We start from the raw sequence: 16777 nt of genomic DNA, 5'->3' as shown, positions 1-16777 counted from the left end.
CCCATGTCTGCTAGTGTCGCGCCGGTTTAACAGTCAACCGGAATAGCCGCCATGGCCCGCAAAAAAGCTGCACTGGATTTCGAACAATCTCTGGCCGACCTGCAAACGCTGGTCGAACGCCTGGAGAACGGCGAATTGTCGCTGGAAGACTCGCTGACCGCCTTCGAGCAAGGTATCGGCTTGACTCGCGACTGCCAGGCGGCGCTGGCCCAGGCCGAGCAGAAGGTGCAATTGCTGCTCGAACGTGACGGTGAGCTGACCGAAGAGCCTTTCGACGCGGAACAGCCTGAATGATCGGCGCCTATCAGGCCAGCAGCCAGGCCCGGGTCAATGCTGCACTGGAGACGTTGTTCAGCGCCCCGAGCCCGGAGCTGGCGCGCCTGTACGAAGCCATGCGCTACAGCGTGATGAACGGCGGCAAGCGTGTGCGGCCGCTGTTGGCCTACGCCGCGTGCGAAGCCTTGGGCGGCCAGGCCGAGCAGGCCAACGGCGCCGCCTGTGCGGTGGAGTTGATCCACGCGTACTCGCTGGTGCACGACGATTTGCCGGCCATGGACGACGATGACCTGCGGCGCGGCCAGCCCACTACTCACAAGCAATTCGACGAAGCCTGCGCGATCCTGGCCGGCGACGGCTTGCAGAGCCTGGCCTTCACCGCCCTGTTGGATCCAGCCCTGAGCGATTGCCCGGCGCAGGTTCGCCTGGACATGGTCAGCGCCCTGGCGCTGGCGGCAGGCCCTGCCGGAATGGTCGGCGGCCAGGCCATCGATTTGGGCTCAGTGGGCCTGAAGCTGGACCAGAGCGCCCTGGAATACATGCACCGGCACAAGACCGGCGCCTTGATCGAGGCCAGCGTCCGGCTCGGTGCCCTGGCCAGCGGCCGGGCCACGCCCGCCCAGTTGCAAGCCTTGCAGACCTACGCCCGAGCCATCGGCCTGGCGTTCCAGGTGCAGGACGACATCCTCGACGTCGAAAGCGATACCCAGACCCTGGGCAAACGCCAGGGCGCCGACATCGCCCGCGACAAGCCAACCTATCCGGCCCTGCTCGGCCTCGACGCCGCCAAGGCCTACGCCCTGGAGTTGCGCGACCAGGCGCTGGCCGCGCTGCGACCCTTTGACGCGGCGGCCGAGCCGTTGCGCGACTTGGCGCGCTATATCGTCGAACGACGCAGCTGATACAGGGTCAACCCATTCATAAGTGCGTATCGGCCAAGTTCCGGCCTACGCGTGGGCAGCTTGCGATGCATAAGGTAAACTGCCGCCTCTTTCTATACCTATAACGATTCGCCTGATGCCCACGACGTTTCAAGAGATTCCCCGCAAGCGCCCGACCACGCCCCTGCTGGACCGCGCCAACACGCCGGACGGCCTGCGTCGCCTGGGTGAAGCCGAGCTGGAAACCCTGGCCGATGAGTTGCGCCTGGAGCTGCTCTACACGGTCGGCCAGACCGGTGGGCACTTCGGCGCGGGCCTGGGCGTCATCGAGCTGACGATCGCGTTGCATTACGTGTTCGACACCCCGGACGACCGGCTGGTGTGGGACGTTGGGCACCAGGCCTACCCGCACAAGATCCTTACCGGTCGTCGCGAGCGTATGGGCACGCTGCGCCAGAAGGACGGTATCGCCGCCTTCCCGCGCCGCTCCGAGAGCGAATACGACACCTTTGGCGTCGGCCACTCCAGCACCTCCATCAGCGCCGCCCTGGGCATGGCGATTGCCGCACGCCTGCAAAACAGCGAGCGCAAGGCCATTGCCGTGATCGGCGACGGCGCACTGACCGCGGGCATGGCCTTCGAGGCGCTGAACCACGCGCCGGAAGTCGACGCCAACATGCTGGTGATCCTCAACGACAATGACATGTCGATCTCGCGCAACGTGGGCGGGTTGTCCAACTACCTGGCGAAGATCCTCTCCAGCCGCACCTACGCCAGCATGCGCGAAGGCAGCAAGAAAGTGCTGTCCCGCCTGCCCGGCGCCTGGGAAATCGCCCGCCGCACCGAAGAATATGCCAAGGGCATGCTGGTCCCCGGCACGCTGTTCGAAGAACTGGGCTGGAACTACATCGGCCCCATCGACGGCCATGACCTGCCTACGCTGATCGCCACCCTGCGCAACATGCGCGACCTCAAGGGGCCGCAGTTCCTGCACGTGGTCACCAAGAAAGGCAAAGGCTTCGCCCCGGCGGAAGTCGACCCGATCGGCTACCACGCCATCACCAAGCTCGAACCCCTGGACGCTCCGGCGGCCGCGCCGAAAAAGGCCGGCGGACCGAAATACTCCGGCGTCTTCGGCCAATGGCTGTGCGACATGGCCGCCGCCGACCCGCGCCTGGTGGGCATTACCCCGGCGATGAAGGAAGGCTCGGACCTGGTGGCCTTCAGCGAACGCTACCCGCAACGCTATTTCGACGTGGCAATTGCCGAGCAGCACGCCGTGACCCTCGCCGCCGGCATGGCCTGTGAAGGTGCCAAGCCGGTGGTGGCGATCTATTCGACGTTCCTGCAACGGGCCTACGACCAACTGATTCATGACGTCGCGGTACAGAACCTCGACGTGCTGTTCGCCATCGACCGCGCCGGCCTGGTGGGCGAAGACGGCCCGACCCACGCCGGCAGCTTCGACCTGTCGTTCCTGCGCTGCATCCCCGGCATGCTGGTGATGACCCCGAGCGACGAAAACGAGCTGCGCAAGATGCTCACCACCGGCCACCTGTTCAATGGCCCGGCGGCAGTACGCTACCCGCGCGGCACCGGCCCGAACGCGCCGATCTCGACCGACCTCGAGCCAATCGAGATCGGCAAGGGCGTGATTCGCCGCCAGGGCAAGCAAACCGCCCTGCTGGTGTTCGGCGTGCAACTGGCCGAAGCCCTGAAAGTCGCCGAGACCCTGGACGCCACCGTGGTGGACATGCGCTTCGTCAAACCCCTCGACGAAGCCCTGGTGCGCGAGATGGCCGGCAGCCACGACCTGCTGGTAACGGTCGAGGAAAACGCCATCATGGGCGGCGCCGGTGCGGCGGTCAGCGAGTTCCTGGCCCGGGAAAACATCCTCAAGTCGGTGCTGCACCTGGGCTTGCCGGACAGCTATGTCGAACACGCCAAGCCGGCGCAGATGCTCGCCGAATGTGGGTTGGACGAGGTGGGAATCGAAGCGGCGGTGCGCCAGCGGTTGCTGTTGCTGGGCCTGTAAGTTCAGCCCACACAAGCCCCTGTGGGAGCGAGCTTGCTCGCGATAGCGGAAGATCAGTCAATAAACCCATTGGCTGACACACCGCTATCGCGAGCAAGCTCGCTCCCACATTGGTTTTGTGTGAATCAAGCATGATTGGAACCCCATGAAACTCCGCCTCGCCCTCACCCTCTCCCTGCTACCCACCCCCGACCTGCTGGCCGACACCTTCGAGCGCGACCAGGCCCTGAAGCTGCCCGACATCGTGATCAGCGCCAACCGCCAGGTCGAGGCCCGCAACGACAGCAGCGCCGCCAACACGGTGTTCACCCGCGAGGACATCGAGCGCTTGCAACCGGCCAGTGTCACTGACTTGCTCAGCCGTGTGCCAGGCGTGCAGGTGGCACCACTGGGTGGGCGCGGCAGCCTTCCGGGGATTTACATTCGCGGCACCAAATCGGCCCAGAGCCTGGTGCTGGTGGACGGTCAGCGCATCGGCAATGCCACCTCCGGCGACAGCAACCTGCAACGCCTGAACATCAACCAGATCGAGCGCGTGGAAGTGCTGCGCGGTTCGCGTTCGGTGATCTACGGTGCCGATGCGGTGGGTGGGGTGATTCAGATTTTCACCCGTCGCGGCAACGAGCAAGGTCTGCAACCGCGCCTGCATGTGGGCGTTGGCAGCCACCAGACCTGGGAACGCAGCCTGGGCCTGTCCGGCGGCGACGACCAGACCCGCTTCAACCTCGGCGCCAGCCTCGACGAGAGCGCTGGAAGCAATCGGACCCGCGAGTCCTATGCCAGCGACCGCGACGACGATGCCAACCGCAACCAGTCTTTCAGCCTGAGCCTGAGCCATGCCGCCAGCGATGACCTGGAAGTCGGCCTGAACGTGCTGGATAACCGCGGCAAAAGCGAATACGACAACCCGTTCGGCCGCTTCGACCCAGCCACCTTCGAATCCCTGCCCCAGCAACCCTACAGCGAGTTTGCGGTGAGCAGCTTCAGCACCTATGTGGACGGGCGAATCAACGAGGCCTGGAAGTCACGCCTGGAACTGGGCCACAGCGAGAACCGTGAAAAGACCTTCGACAAGCTCAGCGACGTCCGCGAAGTCTTTAACACCTACCGCGATTCAGTGACGTGGCAGAACGACGTGACGCTGGACGAGCGCAACAGCCTGATCGTCGGCGGTGACTGGTATCAGGACCGGGTCAACAGCAGCACGCCGTTCGACGAAGACAGCCGCTGGAACCGTGCCGCGTTCATCCAGCATCGCTTCCAGGCCGAAACCTTCTCCACCGAACTGGGCCTGCGTCGCGACCAGAATCAGCAATTCGGCGGCCAGAACAGTTGGAGCGGCACGATCACCCTACCAATCAATCCGGACAACGACGTATTGCTGACCTACAGCGAAAGCTTCCGCGCCCCGACCTTCAACGATCTGTACTACCCGGACTTCAGCAACCCTGACCTGAAACCCGAAACGGCAAAAAGCTACGAGCTGCAATGGCGCAGCCAACTGAGCGAGAGCGCCCGCCTGGAGACCTCGCTGTACCGCACGGACCTGGAAGACGCGATCATCTTTGGCAGTAACTCACGTCCACAGAACGTTGCCTCGGCGCGGATCAACGGTTTTGAGATGGCCTACCTGCAGGATGTGTTCGGCTGGCAGGGCAACCTGGGCCTGGCCATCATCGACCCACGTGACCGCGACAGCGGCCACACCCTGGCCCGCCGCGCCCGGCGGACCTTGAGCCTGGACCTGGACCGGCAATTCGGCCGCCTGGGCCTGGGCGCCACCTGGCAAGCGGTGAGTGGCAGCTATGACGATGAAAACAACCGCCATGCCCTGGGCGGCTATGCCCTGCTCGGGTTGCGCGGCAACTGGGCGCTGACTCGGGAAGTGAAGCTGGAGATGAAGGTGGATAACCTGCTGGACAAGGGTTACAGCCGGGCGCTGTATAGCCATGATGGGGGCCAGTATGGGTATCGGGAGGAGGGTCGGACCTGGTTGTTTGGGGTTACTTGGACCCCCTCTCTCTGATCCAGAACCTGTGGTGCCTGGACTGACCTCATCGCGAGCAAGCTCGCTCCCACAGTTGATCTTCAGTGGCCACAGGTTTTGTGTTCACAACAAAATCCCATGTGGGAGCGAGCTTGCTCGCGATTGCAGGCGCCACGGTCTAACGATCTGGCGCAATCAACTCGCACAACCGCGCCGTCGCCTCGATCATCTGTCCACTGGGCCGCTCCAGCCCCTTGTCATTGACCAGCAACAACCGCCCCTGCGCCACCGGCCAGGTTTTCCAGGCGTCGAGCTGCGCCTGTTCCGTGGCGAGGATGACCTGCGGATTACGTTGCAGCACCGCTTCCACACTCACCTGCGGGGCCGGCACGCTCAGGTCGGCAAAGACGTTGCGGGCCCCGCACACCGCCAGCGCATCACTGATGATCTGGCCGCCCCCGATGGTGTACAGCGGCCGGTCCCAGACCTGGTAGAACACCGGCAACGGCGGGTCCCGTCGATAGCGCTGGCGTAACGCCGCAAGACGCACACGCAACTGCGCCGCCCGTTGCACGCCCCGCTCCGGGCGGCCGAGCTGCGTGGCAATGTCTTCAATTTGCACGATGAGTTGGTCGAGGCTGCGGGGCTCGGCGACATAGACAGAAATGCCCAAGCCCTTGAGCTGCTCGCGCTGGGCCGGGCCGACACTGCCGGGCCAGAGCAGGAGCAGGTCGGGCTGGAGGCTGAGCAAGCGCTCCATGTCCAGCTGGCCGTAACGGCCTACGGAAGGCAGGTCTTTAAGGATTGGCGGACGATCACCGCCATCCAGCACGCCCACCAAGAGGTCGGCGGAGCCCAGCTCAACGACGATTTCCGACAGCGACGGCGCGAGGCTGACAACCCGCGAAGCCGCCATCGTCGAGGCGCTGACGGCCAGCAGCAAGACCGCCAGCCAGCGGTTCATCAGCCGAGTTGGCGCGGGATGCGGTACAGGTAGAACAACACGGCGGTCGACAAGGCCAGCAGCATCAACGGCACCGCTTCCAGGCCAACGAACACCGCAAGGGCACCGACCCAGGCCGGTAGCCCGGCCACCAGGAAGGCGGCGCGACGACGGGCCGCCAGGTCAATCCAGGCCTGGGGTTCTTCGGGCGTGTCGAGGGCTTTCTGGGTGGCGATCAGGGCTTGCTTGTACGGCCCGAAGAATCGCAGGCTGACAAACATCGACGCCATGCCGGCAATGAACAACGGCATCGCCAGCACCGGCAGATTCGCTTCGCCCTGGCCGAACACCGCGTTGATCACGAACAGTGGCAGCAAGGCCAGGGCCAGGTATTTCCACCAACTGACGGACAGCCGCCGCCGGACCTGACCGCGCGTCACGCCCGGTCAACCTCGCCTTGGTGCTCGTTACCCATCATGTGGTCGAGCTTGCTGGCCTTGGTCGCCAGGTAGAGTTTGTTGTGGGGGTTGTGACCGGTGTGCAGCGGCACACGCTCGGCCACCACGATGCCCATGTCGGTCAAGGCCTTGACCTTGCGTGGGTTGTTGGTCATCAACCGCAGGGACTTGATACCCAGGTGTTCGAGCATCGGCAGGCAAATGCTGTAGTCCCGCAGGTCGGCCGCAAAGCCCAGGCGTTCGTTGGCCTCCACCGTATCGGCGCCGCCATCTTGCAGTTCATAGGCGCGGATCTTGTTCAACAGGCCAATGCCACGACCTTCCTGGCGCAGGTACAGCAACACGCCACGGCCTTCACGGGCGATGGCCTGCAGCGCGGCCTCGAGTTGCGAACCGCAATCGCAGCGCTGGCTGAACAGGGCGTCGCCGGTCAGGCATTCGGAATGCAGGCGGCCCAACACCGGAGAACCGTCGGTAAAATCACCCAGGCTGAGCACGACGTGCTCGCGGCCGGTGGCCTCATCGAGAAAACCATGCATGGTGAATTGCGCAAACGGCGTTGGCAGCTTGGAAGCGGCAACAAAAACGACAGGCACCGGTGTGCTCCTGATCTAGTACTGGAGTTTCGCAGAGGCGGGCATTGTAACAGCACGCTCCTGTAGACGCTTAGGCTGAATTGTCGGCCATAACCATCGAAAAGTTTGATTACGGCTTCGGTGGATTGCCATTCTCGTCGAAAGGATAGGGTTGCTTCCAGCGTTCGAAAATCGGTTTCAACTCGCCGCTCTTCACCAGTACTTCCATGCGTCGGTCGAACAGCGCACGCAACGTACGGCCGTTTTCGTTGTTGGCGAAGCCCAGGTACAGCGGCAAATTGATCAGCGGCGAAAGTTTGAATTGCTTGGGATCGTCGGCCTTGGCGAGCACTTCTTCGATTTCCATCGATGCATCGATGTAAAAGTCCGCTCGCTCATGAATCAGCATCGGCAAGATACCCACCGACCGGTGGATCTCATTGAAACGCCGGATGTTGGGCAGGTAGTTGTTGTATTCGTAGCCGCGCATCCATACCAGCCGATAGCTGCCAATCGTCGCCAGCGTCGGTGACGGCTTGGACGCCAGCCCCAGGGCATAGATGTGATCGACGTCATAGTGCCACTTCGGGTAAAGCACGCCTTCGGACTCATCCCGATAGGCACCGACCTGCACATCGACCTCGCCGCGCTGCACCAACCCGATTGAGCGGGTGTAGGGCACACTGCGGATCTCCAGCTTGACGCCTTCAGGCTCGAACACTGCACGCAAGATGTCCCAGCCCATGCCCTGGCCATCGGCCTGGGTGTAATCGGCCCACTCTTCGCTGGCCGCACGGATCTTGTCAGGCAGCGGAGCCGACTCGGCCACCCTTGCACCCACACAGGCTCCTAAACACAGCAACAGCAGTAGTGCGCGGCTTACGCCCATGCCTGACTCCCTCAGGTGAAACACCACACCAATCCTTGCATTGCCAGCCAGGCGAAAACCCCGGCCAATACATCATCGAGCATGATGCCGACACCTCCGTGTACGTGCCGGTCGATCCAGCGGATCGGCCACGGCTTGAGGATATCGAAGAAACGGAACACCAGGAAACCCGCCAGCAACCAATACCAGCCTTCCGGTACCAGCCACAAGGTGATCCACATGCCGACCATTTCGTCCCAGACGATGCCTTCATGATCGTGCACCCGAAGGTCGTCCGCCACTTTGCCACACAGCCAGAAGCCAAACAGCATGGTGATGCCCAGCATCAACCAGTAGCCCCAGTCCGGCAACATCTGCCACAACGGTATGAAGGGTAGCGCAACCAGCGAGCCCCAGGTGCCCGGGGCTTTAGGCAAAGTACCCGAACCGAAGCCAAATGCCAGGAAGTGCCAGGGATTGCGCCAGACCGAAGGCGGAACGAATTCTGCCGGGACCTGGTTGGGATGATCTGTCACGGTGTCTCCCGAAAATGTTGATAGCCCCGCACTGGCGGAGTGATGTCGTGCCCGACGCTGTCGACCAGCGTGACGCCTTGCCCGGCCAGTACGCTGCCGATCACGTGGATCGGCCAGCCGGCGGCCTGCAACGTCGACAACCGGTTCGGTGGCACGGCGAATAACAGCACGTAATCGTCACCGCCGCTCAGGGCCACCTGCTCGGCATCCGCCCGGCCAAGAAACGCTACCAGAGCGTTGGACAACGGCAGTCGGTCCCGTTCAACCTGCAAGGCCACCCCGGACGCCAGGGCGATATGCCCGCAATCGGCCAGCAGGCCATCGGAAATATCCATCGCCGCACTGGCCTTGCCACGCAATGCCAGGCCCAGGTCGATCTGCGGACGTGGCGACCAGTAATGGGCCAGCAACGGCTCGACAATCGCAGGTTCGGCGCCGCGCTGGCCGAGCACCAGCGGCAGTGCGCCAGCGGCATTGCCCAGCTCGCCGCCCACACACAGCAGGTCGCCGGGCCGTGCGCCGCTGCGGGTCAGGGCTTGGCCGGACGGCACGTGGCCGAACACGGTCATGGTCAGGCTCAGGGGCCCACGTGTGGTGTCCCCACCCACCAGCGCCACGCCACAGGCCTGGGCCATCTGGTTCAAACCGCGGGCATAGGCTTGCAGCCAATCGGTGGTCACCGTCGGCAAGGTCAGGGCAAGGGTAAAGGCGTAAGGGTTGGCGCCCATGGCAGCCAGGTCGCTGACCGCCACGGCCAGCGAGCGCTGGCCGAGCAGGAACGGGTCGCACGGGTCTGGAAAATGCACACCGGCCACGAGCGTGTCGGTGGACACCGCCAGCTGTTCCCCGGCAGGAACGGCCAGCAAGGCGCAGTCGTCGCCAATCCCCAGCGCAACGCCCTCGCCGCCCTGCGCACAAGGCGCGGCAGCGAAGTAATTACGGATCAGCTCGAACTCACCCATGCGGATATCAAGCGCTGACTAGCGCTTGAACGCCTTCACTTCAGCTTCACGCAGACGTGGGGCGAGCTTGTCGAGCACACCGTTGACGAATTTGTGGCCATCGGTGGAACCGAAGACTTTCGCCAGCTCGATCCCTTCGTTGATCACCACGCGGTACGGTACGTCGACGCGCTTGAGCAGTTCCCAGGTGGACAGGCGCAGCACTGCCAGTTCAACCGGATCCAGCTCTTCGATGGTCAGGTCCAGGCAAGGCGTGAGCGCGGTGTCGATTTCAGTCTTGAACTGCGGGACCCCGTGCAGGATCTCGCGGAAGTAAGCGCCATCAACATCACTGAAGTCGTTGTCGACCCGAAACTGCGCTTCGATCTCGTTCAGCGATTGCTTGGCCATGTGCCATTGATACAGCGCCTGGGTCGCGAGCTGACGAGCTTCGCGACGCTTGACGCTTTTCGACGGCTTGCCGGCATCCGCAGGCTTTGGATCGCGCGGGTTGAAACGATCGCTTTCGTCGCTAATCACTTGGCCTCCAACTGCGCCAGCAGGCTGACCATTTCCAGGGCGGACAGGGCAGCTTCGGCACCTTTGTTACCGGCCTTGGTGCCGGAACGTTCGATGGCTTGCTCGATGGAGTCAACGGTCAGTACGCCGAAAGCGACTGGCACGCCGAATTCCATGGACACCTGGGCCAGGCCCTTGGTGCACTCGCCGGCCACGTATTCGAAGTGCGGAGTACCGCCACGAATGACCGCGCCCAGGGCGATGATCGCCGCATATTCGCCCTTTTGAGCGACTTTCTGCGCAACCAGCGGAATTTCGAAGGCGCCAGGGGCACGGATGATGGTGATGTCGCTTTCGCTCACGCCATGGCGAACCAGGGCATCGACCGCACCGCCAACCAGGCTCTCGACCACGAAACTGTTGAAACGGCCCACTACCAGAGCGTAGCGGCCTTTGGGGGCGATGAAGGTACCTTCGATGGTCTTCAGGGTCATTCGTCAGATCTCTTAAAGAGCCGGAGCACGTTCTATAACGCGCTCCTCAGTGATATTAGCCACGAATACAGGGCCGGAAAATCCCGGGCTATTATTCGGAGGGCACGTATTCTACAACTTCCAGATCGAAACCGGATATCGCATTAAATTTCATCGGCGCGCTCATCAGGCGCATTTTACGCACGCCCAGGTCACGAAGGATCTGCGAACCGGCACCGACAATGCTGTAGGTGGTCGGTTTTTTCACCGCCGCCTGGTCACCGGTTTCACGGATGTGCGCCAACAGCACGTCGCCATCGAGCGGGTGGCCGAGCAGCAGCACCACGCCGCTGCCGGCCTCGGCCACCGCAGCCATGGCGGCCCGCAGGCTCCAGCGACCGGGTTGCTTGACCATCAGCAGGTCGCGCAGCGGGTCCATGTTGTGCACGCGCACCAGGGTCGGCTCTTCGGCGCACACGGTGCCCAGGGTCAGCGCCATGTGCACGTCGCCTTCCACCGAGTCGCGGTAGGTCACCAGGTTGAACTGGCCCAGTTCGCTGTCCAGCGGCTGCTCGGCAATCCGCTGAACGGTACGTTCGTGGATCATCCGGTAGTGGATCAGGTCGGCGATGGTGCCGATCTTGATGTTGTGTTCGGCGGCGAAGGTTTCCAGCTCCGCACGACGGGACATGGTGCCGTCGTCGTTCATCACTTCGCAGATCACGCCGCTGGGTTCGAAGCCCGCCATGCGCGCCAGGTCGCAGGCCGCTTCGGTGTGGCCGGCGCGGGCCAGGGTGCCGCCAGCCTGGGCCATCAGCGGGAAGATGTGGCCGGGGCTGACGATGTCTTCGGCCTTGGCGTCCCGGGCGGCAGCGGCCTGCACCGTGCGCGCGCGGTCAGCGGCGGAGATACCGGTGGTCACGCCCTCGGCGGCCTCGATGGACACGGTGAACTTGGTGCCGAAGCCCGAGCCGTTGCGCGGCGCCATCAGCGGCAGCTTCAGCAGCTCGCAGCGCTCGCGGGTCATCGGCATGCAGATCAGGCCACGGGCGTGCTTGGCCATGAAGTTGATGTGTTCGGCCTTGCAGCACTCGGCGGCCATGATCAGGTCGCCTTCGTTCTCGCGGTCTTCGTCATCCATGAGGATGACCATCTTGCCTTGGCGGATGTCTTCAACCAGTTCTTCGATGCTATTGAGCGCCACGCGGCACCCCCTTGGGTCAGGATTTGAGGTAGCCGTTGGCGGCCAGAAAACTTTCAGTGATGTTACCCGCCCGCCGTTGTGAAGAGTCAGGCTCTGCGGCCTTGTCTCCCATAAGCAGGCGCTCCAGGTAACGGGCCAGCAAGTCGACTTCCAGGTTGACCCGGCGACCTGGCCGGTACGAGGCCATGATGGTTTCGCTCAGGGTGTGGGGAATGATCGTCAGCAGGAATTCGGCGCCATCCACCGCGTTGACCGTCAGGCTGGTGCCGTCGACGGTGATCGAGCCTTTGTGGGCGATGTACTTGGCCAGTTCCTTCGGCGCGCGGATGCGAAACTCCACGGCCCGAGCGTTATCAGTGCGCGACACCACTTCACCGACGCCGTCCACGTGGCCGCTGACCAGGTGCCCGCCCAGGCGAGTGGTGGGGGTCAGGGCTTTTTCCAGGTTGACCGGGCTGCCGCTCTTGAGGTCGTTCATGGCCGTGCAGTCGAGGGTTTCGCGGCTGACGTCCGCCAGGAAACCGTTGCCTGGCAATTCGACGGCCGTCAGGCACACGCCGTTTACCGCGATGCTGTCGCCCAACTTGACGTCGCTCAGGTCGAGCTTGCCGGTTTCGACGTAGACCCGCACATCGCCGCCCTTGGGGGTGAGTGCACGGATGCTGCCGATGGATTCGATGATGCCGGTAAACATGGAGTCCTCCTCGAGAACAGGCCGCCGCTTGCGCGAAAGCCGGGAATTATACGCTCGCCTGCGCAACGGGAACGGCGATGACTCGCCAGTCATCGCCCACGGCGCGGATTTCGGTGATTTTCAACTGCGGGGCGTCTTTCATCTGCGCCAGCGGCCAGTCCAGCAGTGGCCGCGCCGAAGAACCGAGGAACTTGCCGGCGATGAAAATCTGGAACTCGTCGACCAGCCCTTGCCGGGCAAAAGCCCCCGCCAGGCGAGGACCGGCTTCCACCAGCACCTCGTTGACGCCACGGCCCGCCAGTTCCACCAGCAGGCGATACAGATCGACCTGGCCGTCATCGCCCGCCACGATCATGCATTCGGGACCGTTGGCGTACTGTTCTTCCACCGCCATGCAGGTAGCGACCAACGCCGGGCCGGCTTTGAAAAACGCGGCATCCAGCGGCACCCGCAGACGCCCGTCCACCAGCACCCGCAGCGGAGGACGGCTCATGATCAGCGCGGTCTGCTCGGCATCGAGCCCCAGTTCATCGGCGCGCACGGTCAGCCGGGCGTTGTCCGCCAGCACCGTGTCGGCGCCGGTCAATACCACGCTGGCCTGGGCGCGCAGGCGTTGGACCGCCGAGCGTGCGGCCGGGCCGGTGATCCATTGGCTTTCGCCGCTTTCCATGGCGGTGCGGCCATCGAGGCTCATGGCGAGCTTGACCCGCACGAACGGCAGGCCCTGCTCCATGCGCTTGAGAAAACCTTCATTGAGCTTGCGCGCTTCGCCCTCCAGCACGCCGCTTTCGGTGGCGATGCCGGCCTGGGCCAGCCGTTGCAGGCCACGCCCGGCGACTTCCGGGTTGGGGTCCTGCATCGCCGCCACCACCCGCGCCACGCCGGCGTTGACCAACGCATCGGCACACGGCGGCGTACGCCCGTGATGGCTGCACGGCTCAAGGGTCACGTAGGCCGTGGCGCCGCGGGCCTGTTCGCCAGCGGCGCGCAGGGCATGGACTTCGGCATGGGGCTCGCCGGCGCGGATGTGCCAGCCTTCGCCGACAATCTGCCCGTCACGCACGATCACGCAACCGACCCGGGGATTGGGGTGGGTGGTGTAGTGACCGCGCCGCGCCAACTCCAGGGCACGGGCCATGTAGTGGGCGTCGAGGATGGCCTGCTGCGCCGAGGCGGTCATTCTTTCACCGGTTCGCGGGCCAGGCGGTCGATTTCTTCGCGGAACTCGTTCAGGTCCTGGAAGCGCCGGTACACCGAGGCGAAACGGATGTAGGCGACTTCATCGAGCTTCTGCAGCTCGGCCATCACCAACTCACCGACCACCAGGGATTTGACCTCGCGCTCGCCGGTCGCCCGCAGCTTGTGCTTGATGTGCACCAGCGCCGCTTCCAGGCGCTCGACGCTCACCGGGCGCTTTTCCAGGGCGCGCTGCATGCCGGCGCGCAGTTTTTCTTCATCGAACGGCTGGCGGCTGCCGTCGGTTTTGATCAGGCGCGGCAACACCAGTTCAGCGGTCTCGAACGTCGTGAAACGTTCGCCGCAAGCCAGGCATTCGCGGCGGCGGCGGACTTGTTCGCCCTCGGCGACCAGTCGCGAGTCGATGACCTTGGTGTCGTTGGCACCGCAGAAGGGACAGTGCATGGTGGCAGGCAACAAAAAAAGGGAGGGCCATGGTAGCGCATCCCACTGGCAAGACAAGCCATAGGGTTTACGGTATACAGACGGGCCTACCGTCAGATCCATGGAATTCACCTTGCTGGAGCCACACATGCCGCTACGATCGCTCGTTTTGCTCAGTCTTTTCAGCCTGCTGATGGCGTGCAGCAGCGACGCCCCCAAGCCCGCGCCCCCCGCCCCGGCCCCAGCGCCGAAACAGGCCCAGGAAAAAGCCCGCCAGGCGGCCGAACTGGGACCTCTGCCGGCGTATCAGCGCGAATTGAGCGGCACCTTGCAAGGCGTGCCGGCCGGGGCCGAGGTCGAACTGGCGTTGCTGGTGATCGATGACAAGGACCGCCCACAGCAATTGCTCGCCAGCTCCAGCCTGATCGGCACCAACCAGGCCCTGCCCTTCCGCCTGCGTTTCAACCCCGATGCCTTCCCGGTCGGCGCCCGCGTCGAACTGCGCGGCCGCGCCAGCCAGTCAGGCCAGTTGATCCTGCACCTGCCGGAGCAACGCATCGGCCAACCGACCACCCAGGCCCTGGGCACCCTGCAATTCGTCAAAGCGCCATGAGTGCACCGCAAGACCTGCAACGGGCGTTGAGTGAATTACTCGGTGACGCGCGCCTGGTGGCCTGCCCGCTACCCGGCGCTGACTTGAAGTTGTGGCTGATCGACGGCGACAACATGGACCGTGCCTTCAGCCCGGAAGAAACCCGCCGCATTCTCCACGAGCCGCCCTATTGGAGCTTCTGTTGGGCCAGCGGCCTGGCGATGGCCCGCTACCTGGCCGAACAGCCGCAGTGGGTCGAGGGCAAGCGCATATTGGATTTTGGTGCCGGTTCCGGCGTGGCGGGCATCGCGGCGGTCAAGGCCGGGGCGCTGGAAGTGGTGGCCTGCGACCTCGACCCGCTGGCGATTGCCGCGTGCCAGGCCAATGCCGCACTCAATGGCGTAGAGCTGGGTTATTCGACGGACTTCTTCGCCGAGGCCGATCGCTTCGACCTGATCCTGGTCGCCGATGTGCTCTACGACCGGGCCAACCTGCCACTGCTCGATCAATTCCTCAGCCGTGGCCGTGAGGCGTTGGTGGCCGACTCTCGGGTACGGGATTTCCAGCATCCGCTGTACAGACGCATCGACATGCTCCAGGCCATGACCTTGCCGGACCTGGCTGAGCCTGAAGAGTTTCGGCATGTGAGCCTGTACCACGCGCGGCGCTAGCCTTAAAAGCATCGCGAGCAAGCTCGCTCCCACAGGGGTCGCCTGAACACTTGAGATCCCTTGTGGGAGCGAGCTTGCTCGCGAAGGCGTCCTATCGGACACCACAAGACGAAAGACCTCCCCGGCTTTCAGCCACCCCCACCAAGCCGTATAGTTGCTCCATTCAAGCGCTCTACGAGATTGCCCATGACTCAGGAAACGCCCTACATCTTCGACGCCACCACCGCCGATTTCGACCAGTCGGTGATCGCGAACTCTTTCCACAAACCGGTGCTGGTGGACTTCTGGGCCGAATGGTGTGCGCCGTGCAAAGCCCTGATGCCGATGCTGCAAACCATTGCCGAGAGCTATCAGGGCGAACTGCTGCTGGCCAAGGTCAACTGCGACATCGAACAGGACATTGTCGCCCGCTTCGGCATTCGCAGCCTGCCAACGGTGGTGTTGTTCAAGGACGGCCAACCCGTCGACGGTTTTGCCGGCGCCCAGCCGGAATCGGCGGTGCGGACCATGCTCGAACCCCATGTGCAGATGCCGCCTCCGGCTGCCGCCGACCCATTCGAACAGGCCCAGGCGCTGTTCGACGACGGTCGTTTCGCCGACGCCGAAGCCGTGCTCACGGTATTGCTGGGTGAAGACAACACCAACGCCAAGGCCCTGATCCTGTATGCCCGCTGCCTGACCGAGCGCGGTGAGCTGGACGAAGCGCAGACCGTGCTCGACGCGGTGAAAAGCGACGAGCACAAGGCCGCCCTCGCCGGCGCCAAGGCGCAGATCCAGTTCCTCGGCCTGGCCAAGCACCTGCCGGACGCTGCCGACCTCAAGGCGCGCCTGGCGAAAGACCCGCAGGACGATGAAGCGGTGTACCAACTGGCGATCCAGCAACTGGCACGCCAGCAGTACGAAGCGGCCCTCGATGCACTGCTCAAGCTGTTCATGCGTAACCGCAGCTACAGCGAAGGCTTGCCCCACAAGACCTTGCTGCAAGTGTTCGAACTGCTGGGCAACGATCATCCGCTGGTGACGACTTATCGGCGCAAGCTGTTTGCGGCGTTGTATTAAGCCTCAGCCCCAACCCAGCTATAGAGCGGCGTATCGGCGCCGCTCAGTACCTTGACCTCGGCACAGTGGCGCAAGCGCACCAACAGGCGCTTGCCCGCCGAGGCGCTGCCGCTCAGGCCTTCGAGCTGTTCCAGCAAGTCCGGGCCGCTCAGTTGCCCGGCCTTGCGCAGCAGTTCCTTGGCAATCTGCCACTGGGCATCGTCCTGACTCACTGGATTGGCCACCGGTTTGGTCGCCGGTACCGCCACACCTTCTGACTTGGCCACTTGCAACTGCGCGCCGAGCTGCGCCCAGTCGCCCTCATCCATTTCGATCGACAAGTCCACCGGCCAATCGCCGACGGTTCCGCGTATCCGCAACATCACCGTGCTCCTGAATATTTCATGTTCGCATGCTCCCATGGCCCTTGCGCGACGCCAAGCAGACGGTCAAACTCTCCGCACTT

General features: G+C 63.8%; 20 protein-coding genes. 7 read left to right on the top strand and 13 right to left on the bottom strand.

Annotated elements, in window-relative coordinates; genetic code table 11:
- Positions 1-51 precede the first annotated feature (51 nt).
- From AB4O09_RS04415 to AB4O09_RS04400, 4 genes are all read left to right on the top strand, one after another.
- A complete protein-coding gene (locus AB4O09_RS04415; RefSeq protein WP_003185917.1) occupies positions 52-294 on the top strand; it encodes an exodeoxyribonuclease VII small subunit in 243 nt (80 codons plus the stop codon).
- Positions 291-1178, top strand: a complete 888-nt coding sequence (ispA, locus tag AB4O09_RS04410; protein WP_003206005.1) for a (2E,6E)-farnesyl diphosphate synthase — start codon at positions 291-293, stop codon at positions 1176-1178. Before AB4O09_RS04415 ends, ispA begins: the two co-directional genes overlap by 4 nt.
- 115 nt (positions 1179-1293) lie before the next feature.
- A complete protein-coding gene (gene dxs, locus AB4O09_RS04405; RefSeq protein ID WP_013694310.1) occupies positions 1294-3192 on the top strand; it encodes a 1-deoxy-D-xylulose-5-phosphate synthase in 1899 nt (632 codons plus the stop codon).
- A gap of 145 nt (positions 3193-3337) precedes the next feature.
- Positions 3338-5218: a TonB-dependent receptor domain-containing protein gene (locus tag AB4O09_RS04400; RefSeq protein ID WP_028237114.1), complete on the top strand. Its 1881-nt coding sequence runs from the start codon at positions 3338-3340 to the stop codon at positions 5216-5218.
- 139 nt (positions 5219-5357) lie between these two features.
- On the opposite strand, the gene AB4O09_RS04395 is transcribed toward AB4O09_RS04400, so the two are convergent.
- From AB4O09_RS04395 to nrdR, 12 genes are all read right to left on the bottom strand, one after another.
- Entirely contained in the window at positions 5358-6143 is a 786-nt protein-coding gene (locus AB4O09_RS04395; RefSeq protein ID WP_003206011.1) for a cobalamin-binding protein, read from the bottom strand.
- Positions 6143-6562: an MFS transporter gene (locus AB4O09_RS04390; RefSeq protein ID WP_426385846.1), complete on the bottom strand. Its 420-nt coding sequence runs from the start codon at positions 6560-6562 to the stop codon at positions 6143-6145. Before AB4O09_RS04390 ends, AB4O09_RS04395 begins: the two co-directional genes overlap by 1 nt.
- Complete coding sequence (ribA, locus tag AB4O09_RS04385) at positions 6559-7176, bottom strand: GTP cyclohydrolase II (protein ID WP_003206015.1); 618 nt, start codon at positions 7174-7176, stop codon at positions 6559-6561. Before ribA ends, AB4O09_RS04390 begins: the two co-directional genes overlap by 4 nt.
- A gap of 109 nt (positions 7177-7285) precedes the next feature.
- The gene (locus AB4O09_RS04380) at positions 7286-8044 is read right to left on the bottom strand and encodes a substrate-binding periplasmic protein (RefSeq protein WP_027912096.1); all 759 of its coding nucleotides are present in this window, start codon (positions 8042-8044) and stop codon (positions 7286-7288) included.
- 11 nt (positions 8045-8055) lie between these two features.
- The gene (locus AB4O09_RS04375; protein ID WP_003206020.1) at positions 8056-8559 is read right to left on the bottom strand and encodes a phosphatidylglycerophosphatase A family protein; all 504 of its coding nucleotides are present in this window, start codon (positions 8557-8559) and stop codon (positions 8056-8058) included.
- Positions 8556-9521, bottom strand: coding sequence for a thiamine-phosphate kinase (gene thiL, locus AB4O09_RS04370; RefSeq protein ID WP_027912097.1), 966 nt, complete (start codon positions 9519-9521; stop codon positions 8556-8558). The genes AB4O09_RS04375 and thiL overlap by 4 nt, the downstream gene beginning before the upstream one ends.
- Positions 9522-9539: 18 nt before the next feature.
- Entirely contained in the window at positions 9540-10040 is a 501-nt protein-coding gene (gene nusB, locus AB4O09_RS04365; protein ID WP_003185935.1) for a transcription antitermination factor NusB, read from the bottom strand.
- The gene (gene ribH, locus AB4O09_RS04360) at positions 10037-10513 is read right to left on the bottom strand and encodes a 6,7-dimethyl-8-ribityllumazine synthase (RefSeq protein ID WP_003206025.1); all 477 of its coding nucleotides are present in this window, start codon (positions 10511-10513) and stop codon (positions 10037-10039) included. Before ribH ends, nusB begins: the two co-directional genes overlap by 4 nt.
- Positions 10514-10604: 91 nt before the next feature.
- A complete protein-coding gene (gene ribBA, locus AB4O09_RS04355) occupies positions 10605-11696 on the bottom strand; it encodes a bifunctional 3,4-dihydroxy-2-butanone-4-phosphate synthase/GTP cyclohydrolase II (protein ID WP_003206026.1) in 1092 nt (363 codons plus the stop codon).
- A 16-nt stretch (positions 11697-11712) separates the two neighbouring features.
- Positions 11713-12390, bottom strand: a complete 678-nt coding sequence (locus AB4O09_RS04350; protein ID WP_028237110.1) for a riboflavin synthase — start codon at positions 12388-12390, stop codon at positions 11713-11715.
- A 46-nt stretch (positions 12391-12436) separates the two neighbouring features.
- Positions 12437-13570 carry a bifunctional diaminohydroxyphosphoribosylaminopyrimidine deaminase/5-amino-6-(5-phosphoribosylamino)uracil reductase RibD gene (gene ribD / locus AB4O09_RS04345; protein WP_003206031.1) on the bottom strand — a complete coding sequence of 378 codons (1134 nt, stop codon included), beginning with the start codon at positions 13568-13570 and terminating at the stop codon, positions 12437-12439.
- Positions 13567-14031 (bottom strand): transcriptional regulator NrdR, encoded by a 465-nt coding sequence (gene nrdR, locus AB4O09_RS04340; RefSeq protein WP_013694316.1) that lies wholly within the window; start codon positions 14029-14031, stop codon positions 13567-13569. The genes ribD and nrdR overlap by 4 nt, the downstream gene beginning before the upstream one ends.
- Positions 14032-14158: 127 nt before the next feature.
- On the opposite strand from nrdR, the gene AB4O09_RS04335 reads away from it, so the two are divergent.
- From AB4O09_RS04335 to trxA, 3 genes are all read left to right on the top strand, one after another.
- Positions 14159-14623, top strand: coding sequence for a YbaY family lipoprotein (locus AB4O09_RS04335; protein WP_003206033.1), 465 nt, complete (start codon positions 14159-14161; stop codon positions 14621-14623).
- A complete protein-coding gene (locus tag AB4O09_RS04330; RefSeq protein ID WP_003206035.1) occupies positions 14620-15273 on the top strand; it encodes a class I SAM-dependent methyltransferase in 654 nt (217 codons plus the stop codon). The genes AB4O09_RS04335 and AB4O09_RS04330 overlap by 4 nt, the downstream gene beginning before the upstream one ends.
- Before the next feature lie 186 nt (positions 15274-15459).
- Positions 15460-16332 carry a thioredoxin gene (trxA, locus tag AB4O09_RS04325; protein WP_003206037.1) on the top strand — a complete coding sequence of 291 codons (873 nt, stop codon included), beginning with the start codon at positions 15460-15462 and terminating at the stop codon, positions 16330-16332.
- Here trxA and AB4O09_RS04320 read toward each other — a convergent pair.
- A complete protein-coding gene (locus tag AB4O09_RS04320; protein ID WP_003206039.1) occupies positions 16329-16694 on the bottom strand; it encodes a hypothetical protein in 366 nt (121 codons plus the stop codon). The genes trxA and AB4O09_RS04320 overlap by 4 nt on opposite strands.
- Between the last annotated feature and the right edge of the window lie 83 nt (positions 16695-16777).

The organism is Pseudomonas sp. H1_F01 (assembly GCF_054681425.1).
This window is presented reverse-complemented; position numbering and strand designations above follow the sequence as displayed.

What these genes read in the sequence shown, in the direction of transcription:
- AB4O09_RS04400 (WP_028237114.1), top strand. Translation starts at nt 3,338, where the DNA reads ATGAAACTCCGCCTCGCCCTCACCCTCTCCCTGCTACCCACCCCCGAC.
- AB4O09_RS04380 (WP_027912096.1), bottom strand. Translation starts at nt 8,044, where the DNA reads ATGGGCGTAAGCCGCGCACTACTGCTGTTGCTGTGTTTAGGAGCCTGT.
- AB4O09_RS04350 (WP_028237110.1), bottom strand. Translation starts at nt 12,390, where the DNA reads ATGTTTACCGGCATCATCGAATCCATCGGCAGCATCCGTGCACTCACC.
- AB4O09_RS04335 (WP_003206033.1), top strand. Translation starts at nt 14,159, where the DNA reads ATGCCGCTACGATCGCTCGTTTTGCTCAGTCTTTTCAGCCTGCTGATG.
- AB4O09_RS04395 (WP_003206011.1), bottom strand. Translation starts at nt 6,143, where the DNA reads ATGAACCGCTGGCTGGCGGTCTTGCTGCTGGCCGTCAGCGCCTCGACG.
- AB4O09_RS04330 (WP_003206035.1), top strand. Translation starts at nt 14,620, where the DNA reads ATGAGTGCACCGCAAGACCTGCAACGGGCGTTGAGTGAATTACTCGGT.
- ribD (WP_003206031.1), bottom strand. Translation starts at nt 13,570, where the DNA reads ATGACCGCCTCGGCGCAGCAGGCCATCCTCGACGCCCACTACATGGCC.
- ispA (WP_003206005.1), top strand. Translation starts at nt 291, where the DNA reads ATGATCGGCGCCTATCAGGCCAGCAGCCAGGCCCGGGTCAATGCTGCA.
- thiL (WP_027912097.1), bottom strand. Translation starts at nt 9,521, where the DNA reads ATGGGTGAGTTCGAGCTGATCCGTAATTACTTCGCTGCCGCGCCTTGT.
- dxs (WP_013694310.1), top strand. Translation starts at nt 1,294, where the DNA reads ATGCCCACGACGTTTCAAGAGATTCCCCGCAAGCGCCCGACCACGCCC.
- AB4O09_RS04320 (WP_003206039.1), bottom strand. Translation starts at nt 16,694, where the DNA reads ATGTTGCGGATACGCGGAACCGTCGGCGATTGGCCGGTGGACTTGTCG.
- AB4O09_RS04415 (WP_003185917.1), top strand. Translation starts at nt 52, where the DNA reads ATGGCCCGCAAAAAAGCTGCACTGGATTTCGAACAATCTCTGGCCGAC.
- trxA (WP_003206037.1), top strand. Translation starts at nt 15,460, where the DNA reads ATGACTCAGGAAACGCCCTACATCTTCGACGCCACCACCGCCGATTTC.
- nrdR (WP_013694316.1), bottom strand. Translation starts at nt 14,031, where the DNA reads ATGCACTGTCCCTTCTGCGGTGCCAACGACACCAAGGTCATCGACTCG.
- ribH (WP_003206025.1), bottom strand. Translation starts at nt 10,513, where the DNA reads ATGACCCTGAAGACCATCGAAGGTACCTTCATCGCCCCCAAAGGCCGC.